This is a genomic window from Actinospica acidithermotolerans (assembly GCF_018139625.1).
In the GTDB taxonomy this organism is placed as follows: domain Bacteria; phylum Actinomycetota; class Actinomycetes; order Streptomycetales; family Catenulisporaceae; genus Actinospica; species Actinospica acidithermotolerans.
Genome location: NZ_JAGSOH010000010.1, coordinates 21,858 through 36,593 on the forward strand (window position 1 = coordinate 21,858; position 14,736 = coordinate 36,593).

At 72.8% G+C, this 14,736-nt stretch carries 11 protein-coding genes; 7 read left to right on the forward strand and 4 right to left on the reverse strand.

The genetic code is table 11. The annotated features are described in order from the left end of the window. Positions 1 to 49 precede the first annotated feature (49 nt). Positions 50 to 988, reverse strand: coding sequence for a Ppx/GppA family phosphatase (locus KDK95_RS06085; RefSeq protein WP_212517095.1), 939 nt, complete (start codon positions 986 to 988; stop codon positions 50 to 52). 118 nt (positions 989 to 1,106) lie between these two features. On the opposite strand from KDK95_RS06085, the gene KDK95_RS06090 reads away from it, so the two are divergent. Beyond that, positions 1,107 to 1,871 carry a DUF3109 family protein gene (locus KDK95_RS06090; RefSeq protein WP_212517024.1) on the forward strand — a complete coding sequence of 255 codons (765 nt, stop codon included), beginning with the start codon at positions 1,107 to 1,109 and terminating at the stop codon, positions 1,869 to 1,871. A 40-nt stretch (positions 1,872 to 1,911) separates the two neighbouring features. Continuing rightward, on the forward strand, positions 1,912 to 3,411 hold the full coding sequence (locus KDK95_RS06095) for a putative glycosyltransferase family protein (RefSeq protein ID WP_212517025.1): 1,500 nt from the start codon (positions 1,912 to 1,914) through the stop codon (positions 3,409 to 3,411). A gap of 68 nt (positions 3,412 to 3,479) precedes the next feature. Here the strand turns inward: KDK95_RS06095 and KDK95_RS37350 are convergent, their stop codons facing one another. Beyond that, on the reverse strand, positions 3,480 to 6,014 hold the full coding sequence (locus tag KDK95_RS37350) for a BACON domain-containing protein (RefSeq protein ID WP_212517026.1): 2,535 nt from the start codon (positions 6,012 to 6,014) through the stop codon (positions 3,480 to 3,482). A gap of 141 nt (positions 6,015 to 6,155) precedes the next feature. Then, on the reverse strand, positions 6,156 to 7,472 hold the full coding sequence (locus KDK95_RS06105) for an RNA polymerase sigma factor (protein ID WP_212517027.1): 1,317 nt from the start codon (positions 7,470 to 7,472) through the stop codon (positions 6,156 to 6,158). A 279-nt stretch (positions 7,473 to 7,751) separates the two neighbouring features. Between KDK95_RS06105 and radA the strand changes: the two genes are divergently transcribed. Together radA and disA are read left to right on the forward strand one after the other, a co-directional pair. Further along, on the forward strand, positions 7,752 to 9,137 hold the full coding sequence (gene radA, locus KDK95_RS06110) for a DNA repair protein RadA (RefSeq protein WP_212517028.1): 1,386 nt from the start codon (positions 7,752 to 7,754) through the stop codon (positions 9,135 to 9,137). Between the two features lie 130 nt (positions 9,138 to 9,267). Next, a complete protein-coding gene (disA, locus tag KDK95_RS06115; RefSeq protein WP_212517029.1) occupies positions 9,268 to 10,359 on the forward strand; it encodes a DNA integrity scanning diadenylate cyclase DisA in 1,092 nt (363 codons plus the stop codon). 29 nt (positions 10,360 to 10,388) lie between these two features. Here the strand turns inward: disA and KDK95_RS06120 are convergent, their stop codons facing one another. Further along, entirely contained in the window at positions 10,389 to 11,159 is a 771-nt protein-coding gene (locus tag KDK95_RS06120) for a hypothetical protein (RefSeq protein ID WP_212517030.1), read from the reverse strand. Positions 11,160 to 11,237: 78 nt separating this feature from the next. Here KDK95_RS06120 and KDK95_RS06125 point away from each other — a divergent pair, with 78 nt between their 5' ends. The 3 genes from KDK95_RS06125 (at position 11,238) to rlmB (ending at position 14,626) form a co-directional block, all read left to right on the forward strand. After that, entirely contained in the window at positions 11,238 to 12,101 is an 864-nt protein-coding gene (locus KDK95_RS06125; RefSeq protein WP_212517031.1) for an HhH-GPD family protein, read from the forward strand. A 62-nt stretch (positions 12,102 to 12,163) separates the two neighbouring features. Continuing rightward, positions 12,164 to 13,564 carry a cysteine--tRNA ligase gene (gene cysS, locus KDK95_RS06130; RefSeq protein WP_212517032.1) on the forward strand — a complete coding sequence of 467 codons (1,401 nt, stop codon included), beginning with the start codon at positions 12,164 to 12,166 and terminating at the stop codon, positions 13,562 to 13,564. 60 nt (positions 13,565 to 13,624) lie between these two features. Continuing rightward, entirely contained in the window at positions 13,625 to 14,626 is a 1,002-nt protein-coding gene (gene rlmB, locus KDK95_RS06135; RefSeq protein ID WP_212517033.1) for a 23S rRNA (guanosine(2251)-2'-O)-methyltransferase RlmB, read from the forward strand. Positions 14,627 to 14,736: the final 110 nt, after the last annotated feature.

Consider the following 14,736-nt stretch of genomic DNA (forward strand, 5'->3'; position numbering starts at 1 on the left):
CGGAGAATGGTTCGCCGACTCACGCAGCGCCCACGGCGAGACGTCGGCCTCAGAGCCACTCTTCGGGCAGGCCGTCCAGCCTGCGGAGAATAATCCCCTCACGCAGCGCCCACGGCGAGATGTCGGCCACCTCGGCCTCGAAGAGGTCTATGGCCGCCTCGGCCACGATCGCGCCCGCCAGCATCTGCTTGGCGCGGCCGACCGAGATGCCGGGCAGTTGCGCGCGCTCGGCGCTGGGCATCCTGGCCAGCTTGCCGATCCACTCGGACAGGTCCGCGCGGAAAAGCCGCCGCGGCACGTACGGGCCCTCCGCGCTCGGCGCCGCGCCCGCCATCCGCGCGAGCTGCTTGAAGGTCTTCGAGGAGGCCACGACCCGGTCCGGCCGGCCGTAGCGCACCAGGTCCCCGACGACCTTGCCGATCTCCGCGCGCACGTGCCGGCGCAGCGCGCGCACCGAGGCCTCGTCCGGCGGGTCCTCGGCGAACCACTCCTTGGTCAGCCGGGCGGCGCCGAAGGGCAGCGAGCGGGCCACCTCGGGCATCTCGTCGAAGCCGGACGCCATCTCGAGCGAGCCGCCGCCGATGTCCAGCACCAGCAGCCGGCCCGCCGACCAGCCGAACCAGCGGCGTACCGCGAGGAAGGTCAGCTGCGCCTCGGCCTGCCCGGGCAGCACCCGCAGTTCGACGCCGGTGCGCTCGCGGATCCCCCTGAGCACCTCCTCGCCGTTCGCGGCCTCGCGGATCGCGGAGGTTGCGAAGGCGATCAGCTCCTGCACGCCCTTGTCCTCGGCGATGCGCAGCGACTCCACGACGAAGGCCTCGAGGCGCTGCTGCCCCTCGGGGACGATGTGGTTCGACTCGTCTATGAGGTCGACGAGGTGCAGTTCCTCCTTGTGGGAGGACGCCGAGAGCGGCCGCGCACCCTGGTGCGCGTCCACCACGAGCAGGTGCACGGTGTTCGAGCCGACGTCGAGGACTCCCAATCGCATGCTCACGAAACTAGTGCACCGCGCCGCGACCTGCCGGGCAACCCCGGTTTTTCGGGCCACGCCGCCCCGGACGGCTTTCGTATGGTTTCCTCCCCGGATCCCCCTATGCTCTTGAGTTGTGCCTGAAGTCTCCCTCGATTTCCCGCGTGCCTGGGTCGAGTTCCCCGATCCGGAGAACGACGAGCAGGTCTACCGCTGCGACCTGACCTGGCTGTGCTCCCGCTGGCAGTGCATCTGGGGCTCCGGATGCCAGGGGATCAGACCGGGCCGCGCCGACGACGGCTGCTGCACGCTCGGCGCCCACTTCTCCGACCCGGACGACGAGAAGCGGGTCAAGGCGGCGGCGAAGCGGCTGACGCCCGAGAGCTGGCAGTTCCACGCCGAGGGCGTGCGGCGCGGCAGGCTGAACGTCATCGAGGTGGACGAGGACGGCGACCGGCAGACTCGCGTGCACGAGGGCGCCTGCATCTTCCTGAACCGGCCGGGCTTCGCGGGCGGCGCCGGCTGCGCGCTGCACGGTCTCGCGCTGCGCGAGGGCCGCCACCCGCTGGAGACGAAGCCGGACGTGTGCTGGCAGCTGCCGATCCGCCGCACCTACGACTGGGTGGAGCGGCCGGACGACAGCAAGGTGCTGGTGATCAGCATCGGCGAGTACGACCGGCGCGGCTGGGGCCCCGGCGGCCACGACCTGAACTGGTGGTGCACCGGCAACACCGAGGCGCACACGGCGTTCGAGCCGGTGTTCGTCTCCTACCGGCCGGAACTCGTCGAGCTGATGGGCCAGGCCGGATACGACGCGCTGGCCGAGCAGTGCGAGGCGTACCTGGCCGCCCGCCGTCCGGTCGCGCCGCATCCGGCGGACCCGGCCGAACCGGAAGACTGAACGGCATGCGCCTTCACGGTGCATTGGTATCGTCTGGCCGGTGACCACCGTGTCGACCCCGTCTGCCGCGCCGACCTCGCAGCACAGTCCGCGGGAGCGGGCCGCCTCCTTCGCCCGGGACCAGTGGCCGTCGCTGGTGGTCGGCGCCCTGGTGTTCGTGTTCTACGCCGTCGTGGCGCTGGGGCTGCCGCGGGCGGACGACCTGATGCTGCACCTGGCCGTGCTCAAGCGGCTGATCCACGACCCGCTGCATCCCGGCAATCCCGTGATCGGCATCGGCGGGAGCAGTATCTACTACAGCCCTTACATGCTCGCGCTCGCTTTGCCCGGCAAGGCTTTCGGCATCGGCGCGTACACGCTGTACAAGCTCGCGGCGGTGGTCAACGTGGCGCTGCTGCTGACCGGCCTGTACCGCTTCGTGCGCTCGATCAGCGGCGCCCGCTACGCTCCGCCGCTCGCGCTCGTCGGCGTGCTGTTCTGGTGGGGCACGAAGGTCGTAGCGTTCAGCGGATTCCTGTCGTTCATCTCGCTCGGCGACACGCTCGCGTACCCGAGCACTCTGGCGACCGCGCTCACGCTGCACCTGTGGGCGTGGCTGAACGACGGCGGCCGGACGGCGCGTAGCCCGCGGCGGGCGATCGGGATCGGCGTGCTGCTCGGGCTGATCCTGCTCATCCACCAGTTCACCGGGCTCAGTGCGCTCGTCGGCGTCGCGGCGATCCTGGTTTCCCAGCACAAGATCGTGCGCACGAAGGCCGTGCTGACGTCGCTCGCGCTCGGTCTCGTCGCGTGCGCCGCGGTGATCGCGGTCTGGCCGTACTACCACCTGTGGAGCGTCAGCCAGGGCGAGCTCGACGTGCTCGACCCGATCCACCATGCGCTCTACTCGCACGCGGAGAAGTGGTACGCGATCGGCATCGTGCTCGGCCTCGTCGCACTCGCGCTGCGCTTCTGGCGGAACATGACCGACGCGCTGGTGCTCATGTTCGTCGGCATCGGTCTGGTCGTGGCGTACGGCGAGTTCTCGCATCACTGGTCCTACGGCCGCAGCTGGCCGATGCTGATGCTCGTCGCGCAGGTCGCGGTGGCGATCGCGGTGGCCGAGACGGTTCGCGGCCGGACACGCTGGGCCTGGGCCGTGCCCGTCGCACTGGCCACCGCGCTCGGCGCCGCGACCCAGTTCGGCGGCAGCTTCGAGAACATCCCGAGCCTCGACAGGCTCGACCGGTACTTCACGCCGACGACGGTCGTCGCCGCCTCCACGCAGTACGCGCAGTACGAGGTCGCCGCGCACGGCAGCTACGGCGTCACCTCGCCGTGGTACCTGCCGGAGATCCCGCGCACGATGCAGAACGAGCGCAACGCGGCGGTGAAGGCGATCTTCGCCTCGCAGACCTCTGCTGCCGAGCGGGTGGCGCTGCTGAAGGCGTACGACGTGAGCTGGGTGCTTCTCGCGCCCGGCGAGTCACTGCCGGCCGGCCTGCCGGCCGTGTTCACCGCGGAGCAGTCCGGCTACCGGCTCTACCGCGTGGTCTCCTGACACGCCGAGGGCCGGGCCCCGATCTCCGCGAAAGATCGGCAAAGCCCGGCCCCCGGCGTCTGGGATCCTCAGTGCCTGCGCACCGGCTGCGACGGCGCGGTGGAGGAGGCGCTGCTGTTCGCGCCCGTCGGCTGGCTGGATGTCGGGGCCTGGGATCCGCTCGCGGTGTCGCCGGCGCCGGTGGCACCCGACTGGGAGCCGGTGGCCGAGGCCGGTGACGACGGTGACGACGTGGTCGGCGACGAGGTCGTCGGGGCCGGCGTGGTCGGGCTGGTGGGCGCCTTCGTCGGAGTGGTCGGCGAGGTGCTGGTGCCCGCGCTTGCGCCGCCGCCGGTACTCGCGCCGGTGCCCGAGTCCGTGCTGCTCGCGCTGCTCGCCGGGACGCCGCCGTGCAGCGTGACGACGATGCCGCCCGGACCGAACACGATCTGCGCGGTCCACTCGCCGCTCGGCGCGGCGTCCGTGGTCGTGGCGGTGACGATCAGGCTCTGTCCGGGGGCCAGGGTGCCGCTGGACTGGCTCAGGGTGAGCCAGGAAACGGACGGCGCCGCGGTCCAGTTCAGTGCCGCCGAACCGGTGTTGCGGAGCAGGATCTGCACGCTCTGCGGGTCGGCGTCGCGCTGGTTGACGCTCACATGGAACGCGCCGACCGACGCGGCGGTCGTGCTCGCCACCGCCGTACCGCCGGAACCCGGCAGGCCGACGCTCGTCGCGCCGGACACCTGACCCGACGAAGCGGTGGAGGCGGTCGTGACCGAGACCGTGAGGTGGCCGGGGCTGTCGGCGGCGGCGGACGAGGAGGTCGAGCTCGTGCCGACGTTCTCCGTGCCCTGCGAACCGTCCAGCGCCGACGTGTTCGGGTTCGGACTCGAGCCGATCCCGAGCATCGCCGCCGCGGTGGCCGCGACCGCGCCGATCGCACCCAGCGCCATCGCCGAGACGACGGCCTGGCGCATCGGACGCGCCTTGTGCCGAGGCCGCGCCGCGGCGCCCGACTTCACGGCCGGGTCGGTCGGTTTCGGCGCGGCCGGGGCCGCGGAGGGCGGCCGAGTCGCCGCGGAAGCTGCCGCGGACGTCGCTCTGGATGCCGCCGTGGACGACTCGGCGGTGTACCCAGCGGGCCGCAGACTCTCGCCGCAGGAAATCCGGGCTTCCCGCCACGTCGATCCGGGCTGCGCGGGACGTGTCGCGAAACGTCCGGACGCCGTCTGCACGAACGTCTGCCCGGGCGGCGGCCGCCACGGCTCTGCCGCGCCGAACACGTCGCTGCCCGGCGCGGGTGGCAGCACCTTGTCGGCCCAGCTGCCCTTCGCGCGGTACAGGCTGTCGTCGGGTTCGAGCAACGGCAGTGGTTGCGACTGCTGCCGCTGTGGTGGCCGCTGGGCCGACTGCGGTGATGGCTGCTGCTGGTGTGGCGGCGCGGGCGGACGCGGCGGCATGCCGGTCTTCGCGGACGTCGCCTGCGCAGTGCCCGCCTTCGCCGACTGCGGACGCTGGTGGTGAGCCGCCGCGCGACCGCTCGGTCCCGGCTGCCGGCGCCTCGGCACCCGCCCGGTTCCGGCGGACACGGCGCCGGACCCGCCGCCGCTGCTGCCGCCGCTGCCGCTGGTACCACTGCCGGGGCTGCTGCCGGTACCGTTGCCGTTGCCGCTGGTCGGGGCCTGGGCGGAGGTCTCCAGACGGCCCGGGAAGCCCTCGGGGCCGAACTTGCCGCAGCGCCTGCCCAGCGCGACGAGGTCGACGCCCGCGGCGGCCGCCGCGTCCGCGTCCGCGAGCTCGGCAAGCAGCATGTCGCGCAGCGCGCGCGGCGCCGCCACGAACGGCAGGATCGTCGGCGCGGACGGCGTGCCGATGACCGTGTGCAGGTAGTGCTGGCAGCGCGAGCAGCGGTCCACGTGGTCGATCAGCGGCGCGCGCAACGTGCCGTTGAGCTTGCCGCTCCACCCGAAGGTCAGCTCGGCGAGCTGGGCGCAGTTGTCGCGACCCGAACCGGCCACGGCGGCGGCGGCGAGCGAGCGCTCGAGCTCGCGCCACGCGTCGGCCAGCAGTCCGAATCCGTGAGCGGGCGCCAGGCCCGCGGCCTCGCGCAGCCCGAGCACGAGCGCCAGCCCCCGGCTGTCGAGCCCGTGACGGATGGTCAGCTCAAGCACCTCGCGATGGGAGGGGGCGAGCCCCTCGGCCTCCGGCCAGGCGAGCGACTGGAACTCGGCACGCCGCAGGTTGCCCTCCAGCTGGAGCAGCGACGCCGTGACCCCCGACTCGCCGAGCGAGTCCGACTTCGGCCGCAGCCGGCGCGACGCAGGCGCCGGCGCCGAGGCGCCCTCCTTGCCGCGCAGCCGGCACTCGCGGCGCAGCAGCGCGTAGAGCCACGGCTGAATCTGCTCCGGCTGCTGGAGGTTCGTGTGATTGCGGTCCGCCGCGACGAAGGCGCAGTAGACGGCGTCGGCCGCGGCATCGTGGTCGTGCAGGTACCAGAGCGAGTAGGTGTGTAGTCCGTCGGCGTAGGCGTCGTAAGCGGCAGCCCGTCCCCAGCCGTCGCCCGCAGTACCTCCGAGCACGGCTCCGGCGACGGCGTGCCCCCCGCCCGAAGATTCAGCATTCACCCGGACGACGCTAGGCGCGCGACCTCGGCATACGTAGCCGTATTTACATCCAATCACCCTGACGGGTGAGGACGGCCGAACCGTACCTCACCCGTTCGGGTGGATAGAGATAATGCGGCGTCATGGCCGCGAATGGCCTGATCAGTTGCAGGACTTGGAGGTGACAGGCGACGCGGACGTCGTAGTCGTCGGGGACATGGACGTCGTCGTGTATACCGGCGACGCGCTGTCCGAAGGCGTGACCGTGATGGTGACCGGCACCGATGTCTTCACTGTCACCGTCTTGGTGGTCGTCACGGTGACGCACGTTGTCGTCTTCGTCGTCGGAGCTGCCGCGGTCGTTGCCGTCGTCTGCTGCCCCGCTGCCGTCGTCACCGTCGTCGCCGCCGCGCTGCTCGTCGTCGCCGAGGCCGAGGCGCTCGCCGACGTGCTCGCGCTGCCGCTCGCGCTCGACGCCGCCAGCTCCGCGTACGTCGACGCCGTGCTCACCGAGCCGCCGGTCGACGACGAGGTGGTCGTGACGTCCGCGGATGCCGCCGGGTGGTCGTTCGTCATGTACATCACCAGCGCCACCGCGCAGGCCGCGGCGGCCACCAGGCCCGCGCCGGGCAGCATCCACTTCTTGACCGCGGAGAAGCCGCCGCCGCCGCGGCCGCCGCCGGTCGGGAAGCCGTTCGCGTCGAACTTGCCGGAGCGCTCCACGATCTGCTCCGCGAACGCGGCGCCCGCCGGGTCGCGCAGCGCCTCGAGCACCCGCGAGCGGACGCCGGGCGGCATGAACGCGTGCGGCAGCTCCTCGAACAGCCGCAGCGGACGGCGGTTGCGGATCGCGTCGCCGCAGACCGCGCAGCCCTCGACGTGCTTGCTCGCCGCGCGCAGCCAGACGGGGACGCCCTTGCCGTCGATCTCGTCGAACTGCCGGCCGGCCTGCGCCGCCTCGTCGCAGCGCGGCTCGCCGGTGCGGGCCGCGAGCACGACCAGCAGCGCGGTCTCCAGGTCGGCCTGCGCCCGCGTCACCTCGACGGCTATCCCCGACTCGTCGCGGCCGAGCACCAGCGCGAGGTCGTTGTCCACCAGGCGGTGCCGGAAGGCCAGGTCGAGCAGCTCGCGCTCCTCCGGCTCCAGCATCGAGTAGACGTCGAGCGCCAGCCGCGCCAGCCGGTCGCCGCGGGCCGCGCTGGCGGCGTCGGCGGGGGCGTCGTCGCTGATGCCGACGCGGTCGCACTCGGCCCGCGCCAGTGCGTACAGCCAGGCGCCGAACTCCTCCGGCTCGGCCAGCTCGCGGATCCGGTTGACGGCCACGATGAAGGTGTCGCGCAGTGCGTCGGCGGCCAGCCGGGGGTCGGCCAGCAACTCGTGGCAGTACGCGTACAGCCTGGTGCCGTAAACGTCATAGACCTGCCCCGCCGCCAGCCGGTCGCCGGCCCGCAGGGTGGTCACCAAATCCCGGTCGCTCACGGCACAGGACGCTAAGCCATGACTTGAATTGAAATCCACTGCGCGGGTGCAAACGTTATCTCGCCTTGCCGGAAAGATCCGGAAATACCCGGAAAGTTCACCGGGCGCGTTCCTGCCACGCCCGCGGTCCACCGTCCGCCGTCCACGCCCGCGGTCCACCGTCCGCCGTCCGCGACCGCAGCCGCGTCCACGTCACCCGGCACGCCGTGCCGCCGCCACGCCGCAGCCGCCGCCGGGCCCTCGCCGCGCTGTCGGCGCCTGCCTATACCTTCTTGTCTCATGGCGAACTCGACGAAACCCGCTCGCCCGGGCTACCGCTGCGCCGAATGCGGCGTGACCACGGCGAAGTGGCTCGGCCGCTGCCCGGAGTGCCAGGCCTGGGGCACTCTCGAGGAGCTCGGCGTGCCCAAGCCGCGCACGGTGAAGGCGGGACCGGTCTCCGCGCCGGCCCGGCCGATCGGGCAGGTCGACGCCACGATGGCCAAGGCCCGCGCGACCGGCGTGGACGAGCTCGACCGGGTGCTCGGCGGCGGCCTGGTGCCGGGCGCCGTGGTGCTGCTCGCCGGGGAGCCCGGCGTCGGCAAGTCGACGCTGCTGCTGGAGGTGGCCGCCGCGTGCGCCGGGGGCGAGCGGCCCGCCCTCGTCGTCACCGGCGAGGAGTCGGCGGCCCAGGTCCGCTCGCGCGCGGACCGCATCGGCGCCCTGCACGAGGACCTCTACCTCGCCGCGGAGACCGACCTGTCCGCTGTACTCGGCCAGATCGAGGCGGTCGAGCCGGGCCTGCTGATCCTGGACTCGGTGCAGACGGTCGCCTCGGCCGAGGTGGACGGCGTGCCCGGCGGCATCACCCAGGTGCGCGAGGTGTGCGCGGCGCTGATCCGGATCGCCAAGGAGAAGGACCTCGCCACCATCCTGGTCGGCCACGTCACCAAGGACGGCAACATCGCCGGCCCGCGCGTGCTCGAGCACCTGGTCGACGTGGTCCTGCAGTTCGAGGGCGACCGGCACTCCACCCTGCGCATCGTGCGCGCGGTGAAGAACCGCTACGGCCCGACCGACGAGATCGGCTGCTTCGAGATGCGGGAGTCGGGGATCAAGGGCCTGCCCGATCCCTCAGGCCTCTTCCTGTCGCAGCGCTCCGACCCGGTCCCCGGCACCTGCGTGACCGTCACCCTGGAGGGCCGCCGGCCGCTGGTCTGCGAGGTGCAGGCGCTGGTCGCGCCCTCTCCGCTGCCGCAGCCGCGGCGGGCCACGTCAGGGCTCGACGGCTCCCGGGTGTCCATGGTGATGGCCGTGCTGGAGCGGCGCGGCCGGGTGCCGCTGGCCAAGAACGACGTGTTCGCGGCGACGGTCGGCGGGGTGCGGCTGGTCGACCCGGCCGCGGATCTGGCCGTGGCGCTGGCGATGACGACCGCCGCGATCGACGCGCCGCTGCCGCCGACGGTCGCGGCCTTCGGCGAGCTCGGCCTCGCCGGGGAGGTGCGGCCGGTCGCCGGTCTGGCCCGGCGGCTGTCCGAGGCGGCCAGGCTCGGCTTCAAGACGGCGCTCGTGCCGCGGCCGGCGCCGGGCGGCGAGACGGTCAGGCCGCCCGCCGGGATGCGCGTCGTCGAGGTCTCCGACATCGCCGACTCGCTTGCCGCCCTGCATACGATGATCAGCCGCTAGAATCGGGTACAGCGATTCGGTACAGCTATCGACCGCAGTGATTCGGGACAGCGAGCCAACCGTCCCGGCCCGCGGCATCGGCGCCATCCGATGCCCACGAACCAAGCCCGGAAGCAACGGAGCGTCCCGCATGGCAGCCACCGACCCCACGGACCAGGATCTGCAGCGCTCGACGCTCGCCACGCTGGCTCCCGGCACCCCGCTGCGCGAGGGTCTCGAGCGAATCCTGCGCGGGCGCACGGGCGCGCTCATCGTGCTGGGCTTCGACAAGACGGTCGAGTCGATCTGCACCGGCGGCTTCGTGCTGGACGTCGAGTTCTCCGCCACCCGGGTCCGCGAGCTGTCGAAGATGGACGGCGCCGTGGTGCTCACCCGGGACGGGGCGCGGATCGTGCGGGCCGGCGTGCAGCTGGTCCCGGACCCGGCGATCCCGACCGTGGAGACCGGCACCCGGCACCGCACCGCCGAGCGGGTCAGCAAGCAGACCGGCCTGCCGGTGGTCTCGGTCAGCCAGTCGATGCAGCTGATCGCGCTCTACCACCAGGGCGTGCGGACCGTGCTGGAGGACTCGAACGCGATCCTGTCCAAGGCCAACCAGGCGCTGGCCACCCTGGAGCGGTACAAGCTGCGGCTCGACGAGGTGGCGGGCACCCTCTCCGCGCTGGAGATCGAGGACCTGGTGACGGTCCGCGACGTGGCCCAGGTGGCGCAGCGCCTTGAGATGGTCCGCCGGATCGCCCAGGAGATCGAGGGCTACGTGGTGCAGCTCGGCGTGGACGGCCGGCTGCTGGAGCTCCAGCTGGACGAGCTGGTCGCCGGCGTGGACACCGACCGCGAGCTGGTGGCCAGGGACTACCTGATCGAGCGGACCGGCCGGCGCGCGAAGACCGTGCCGGAGACGGTGGCGGACCTCGACGCGCTGGACCGCGGCGAGCTGCTCGAGCTCGGCGCCGTCGCCCGCGCCCTCGGCTTCTCCGGCAGCTCGGAGGCGCTGGACGGCGCCGCCTCGCCGCGCGGCTACCGGCTGCTGGCCAAGGTGCCGCGGCTGCCCGGCACGGTCATCGACCGGCTCGTCGACCACTTCGGCGGGCTGCAGAAGCTGCTGGCCGCCTCGGTCGCCGACCTGCAGGCGGTGGAGGGCGTCGGCGAGACCCGGGCCAGGACCGTGCGCGAGGGCCTGTCCCGGCTGGCCGAGTCCTCGATCCTGGAGCGCTACGTCTGACGCTGACGCCGGATCACCGGCCGCGGGCCTCAGTCGAGGATGAACTCCACGGCGCTGGTGGTGATCCCGTTCGCCTCGGCGTTCACCGTGTACGTGCCCTGCGGGACGGTCGGCAGCTTGGAGACCGGGCAGGTGGTGCCCTGCGTCTCCCAGCGCTTCCACACGACCGGGAAGCTCTGCGCGTCGCCCGGCCCGAGCACCCGTAGGTCGCTGGCGCCGGAGCAGACCTCGGAGGTCCAGATCGGCTTGGTCGTGCCGAGCGGCATCACGCTCACCACGAGGCCCTTGCCGGAGACGTCCACGGTGCAGTTGGCCGAGCCGGTGTCGGTCGCCGAGATCTTGAAGGTGGGGTAGGTGCCGGCCGGGTACTGCACGGTCCCGGAGGACGAGGTGCGGTCCAGCGCGATCGTCAGGCTCAGCGCGCAGCCGGCCTCGGCGCCGGACGCGGCCTGCGTCGCGCCCGCTCTCAAACTCGACCCGGCGCTACCGCTCGCGGAGGCCGTCCCCGTGCCGCCGCTCCCGGCCCCGGCGCTGCCGGTGGTGACCGTGCCGGTCGGGTAGGAGTTCCCGGGCGGCCCGGACGCCGTCTCGCTCGACCCCGGCGTGATGACCCCGGTCGGGCTGGAGCTCGCCGTGTTCCCGGCGCCGGGTCCGGCCGTGTTCTGCGGGGAGCCGGAGGTGCCGGAGCACGCGTACGCCACCAGCGCTATCGTGAACAGCGGGATTCCGAGCAGCACGATGCGCCGCCGCCAGTAGACCGAGGCAGGCAGCGGACCCACCGGATTGCGGAAGGTTCCCACGGGACGTCACCTTAGGGCATGCGAGAGAGACTGCGCCGGATGTTCAGTGTGCGTTTTCGATGATGGGAGAATATTCTCATGTCCGTCATCGAAGTCACTCTCGGGTGGTACGCCGAGCATCGCCGCGACCTGCCCTGGCGGCGGCCGGAGGCGGGCGCCTGGGGTGTGCTGGTGAGCGAGTTCATGCTGCAGCAGACACCGGTCAACCGGGTCCTGCCGGTGTATCAGGCCTGGCTGGAGCGCTGGCCGAAGCCCGGTGACCTGGCCGCCGAATCCAGCGGCGAGGCCGTGCGCGCCTGGGGCAGGCTCGGCTATCCGCGGCGCGCGCTGCGGCTGCACGCGGCCGCCGCGGCGATCGCGGAGCGGCACGGCGGGGTCGTGCCGGCCGAATACGAGGAACTCAGGGCTCTGCCGGGCGTCGGCGACTACACGGCGGCGGCGGTCGCCTCCTTCGCGTACGGCCGCCGGCACGCCGTGCTCGACACGAACGTGCGCCGGGTGCTGGCCCGCGCGTACTCCGGGGAGCAGTACCCTGCGACGTCGGTCAGCGCGGCCGAGCGCGCGCTGGCGGTGAGCCTGCTGCCCGAGGAGCCGTCGCGGGCCGCCGCGTGGGCCGCGGCCTCGATGGAGCTCGGCGCGCTGATCTGCACCGCCAAGAACCCCCGCTGCGCGGCGTGCCCGGCCGCCGAGCTGTGCGCCTGGCGGAAGGCCGGGCGCCCCGAGCACACCGGCCCCGCGCGCAAGGGCCAGAGCTACGCGGGCACGGACCGGCAGTGCCGCGGCGCGCTGCTCGCCGTGCTCAGGCAGGCGCACGCGCCGGTCGAGGCGGACGTGCTGTTCGCCGCGTGGGCCGACGAGGCGCAGCGCGGCAGGGCGCTGCGCAGCCTGCTGGAGGACGGCCTGGCCGTGCGGACCGCCGGGAATCAGTACAGCCTCCCCTGAGCCATCGCCGCCGAAACGCATTCCGGGAGCTTCCAGTCGCGATCTCCCGGTAACCTTGGACTGTGACTCTCCGCCTTTACGACACCGCCACACGCAGCGTGCGTGACTTTGTCCCGTTGGTTCCGGGCAAGGTCTCGGTCTACGGCTGCGGGCTGACTGTCCAGGGCGCGCCCCACGTCGGGCACATCCGCTTCGGTCTGGTCTTCGACGTGCTGACGCGCTGGCTCGAGTACCGCGGGTTCGAGGTCACCTACTGCCGCAACGTCACCGACATCGACGACAAGATCCTGCGCAAGGCGGCCGAGCAGGGCGTCGAGTACTGGCGGGTGGCCAGCAGGTACGAGCGCGAGGCGACCGCCGCCTACACGCTGCTCGGCTGCCGTCCGCCGACCGTCGAGCCGCGCGCGACCGGCCACATCCCCGAGATGATCGCGATGACCGCCGAGCTGATCGAGCGCGGGCACGCGTACCCGGCGAACGGCGACGTCTACTTCGACGTGCGCTCCTTCCCGGAGTACGGCGCGCTCTCCAACCAGAAGCTCGACGACATGCTGAGCGCGGACGACGCCGATCCGAAGAACGCCAAGCGGGACCCGCGCGACTTCACGCTGTGGAAGGGCGCCAAGCCGGGCGAGCCGTTCTGGGAGAGCCCCTGGGGTCCGGGCCGTCCTGGCTGGCACCTGGAGTGCTCGGCCATGACGCACAAGTACCTCGGCCAGGCCTTCGACATCCACGGCGGCGGCATCGACCTGATCTTCCCGCACCACGAGAACGAGATCGCCCAGTCCAAGGCGGCCGGCGACGAGTTCGCCCGGTACTGGCTGCACAACGCCTGGGTGACCGTCAAGGACGCGAAGATGGGCAAGTCGCTCGGCAACGCGATGAACGTCGAGGAGGTGGCCCGGCGGCACCGTCCGGTGGTGCTGCGCTACTACCTCGCGTCCCCGCACTACCGCTCCATGGTCGAGTACTCGGAAGAGGCGATCGAGGAGGCGGCCGTCGCGTACGGCCGGATCGAGCAGTTCGTCACCCGGGCGATCGAGCTCGCCGGGCTGGTCGAGCCGTCCCCCGAGGTCCCGGCCGAGTTCGCCGCGGCGATGGACGACGACCTGGGCGTTCCGCAGGCGATGGCCGTCCTGCACAACACCGTGCGCGCCGGCAACGTGGCGCTGGCGGCGGGCGACAAGGAGGCCGCGGCGCAGCGGCTGGCCGAGACCCGGGCGATGCTCGGCGTGCTCGGACTCGACCCGCTGGCCGAGCCGTGGGCCGACGAGACGGCGGGCGGCGCGGCGGCGGACCTGCGGGAGACCGTGGGCAAGCTGGTCGCCGTCGCGCTGGAGCAGCGGCAGGCCGCGCGGTCCCGCAAGGACTTCGCCGCGGCCGACGCGATCCGCGCCCAGCTGGGCGCGGCCGGGGTCCAGATCGAGGACACCCCGGCCGGACCGCGCTGGTCGCTCGGCTGAAGCGGGCCGGGCAGCGCATTGAAGAAGACGTAGTGACCACCCATCAGAAAGGCCCGCATCATGGCAGGCGGTAAGGGCGGCGGCCTCGGCGGGCGCGGCAACAAGGCGGGATCCTCGCGCAAGGGCGCGCAGAAGGGCTCGGGCGGCCAGCGCCGCCAGAGCCTCGAGGGCAAGGGCCCGACGCCGAAGGCGGTGGACCGGACCAAGCACCCGGCCGCGAAGCGCGCCGCGGCGGCCGCCAAGCGCGCGGCCGGCACCGGCGGCGGCCGGGGCCAGCGCCCCAAGGTCCCGTACAAGGCGAACCGTCAGATCAGCGAGCTGATCGCGGGCCGCAACTCGGTGGTCGAGGCGCTGCGCGCCGAGATCCCGGCGACCACGCTGTACGTGGCCGCGCAAATCGACATCGACGACCGCGTGCGCGAGGCCATCACCCTGGCCACGCAGCGCGCGCTGCCGATCCTCGAGGTCTCGCGCCAGGAGGTGGACCGGCTGACCGACGGCGCCATCCACCAGGGCGTCGCGCTGCAGATCCCGCAGTACGAGTACGCGCACCCGGACGATCTCGTGGTGCGCGCCCAGGACGCGGGCGACACCCCGCTGATCGTCGCCCTCGATGGCGTCACCGACCCCCGCAACCTCGGCGCGGTCATCCGTTCGGCGGCGGCCTTCGGCGCCCACGGCGTCGTCGTCCCCGAACGGCGTAGCGCGGGCATGACCGCGGGCGCCTGGAAGACCTCAGCGGGCGCCGCCGCGCGCCTGCCTGTCGCCCAGGCCGGGAACCTGACCCGGACCCTCGAGTCGTACCGGAAGCAGGGCCTGACCGTCGTCGGCCTGGCCGCCGGCGGCACCCTCGACCTGGCCGACCTGGAGGCGGGCAGCGACCCGCTGGTGCTGGTCGTCGGCGCGGAGGACAAGGGCCTGTCCCGCCTCGTGGAGCAGACCTGCGACCTGACGGTCCGCATCCCGATCGCCGCCGCGACCGAGTCGCTCAACGCCGGCGTGGCCGCCGCGATCTCCCTCTACGAGGTGGCCCAGCGCCGCAAGAACGCCGGCCGCCTGTAGATCCGCCGCTCGACGAGAATCCGCCGCCCAGCGAGAATCCATCGCTCGACGAAATCCGCCGCTCAAGGCGGAAGGGCCCCGCCCGGCTGACGCCGGACGGGGCCCTCCTC

Bases quoted from the DNA above. Each gene is read 5' to 3' on its own strand.
- KDK95_RS06085 (WP_212517095.1), bottom strand. From the start codon at position 988: ATGCGATTGGGAGTCCTCGACGTCGGCTCGAACACCGTGCACCTGCTC.
- disA (WP_212517029.1), top strand. From the start codon at position 9,268: ATGGCAGCCACCGACCCCACGGACCAGGATCTGCAGCGCTCGACGCTC.
- radA (WP_212517028.1), top strand. From the start codon at position 7,752: ATGGCGAACTCGACGAAACCCGCTCGCCCGGGCTACCGCTGCGCCGAA.
- KDK95_RS06125 (WP_212517031.1), top strand. From the start codon at position 11,238: ATGTCCGTCATCGAAGTCACTCTCGGGTGGTACGCCGAGCATCGCCGC.
- rlmB (WP_212517033.1), top strand. From the start codon at position 13,625: ATGGCAGGCGGTAAGGGCGGCGGCCTCGGCGGGCGCGGCAACAAGGCG.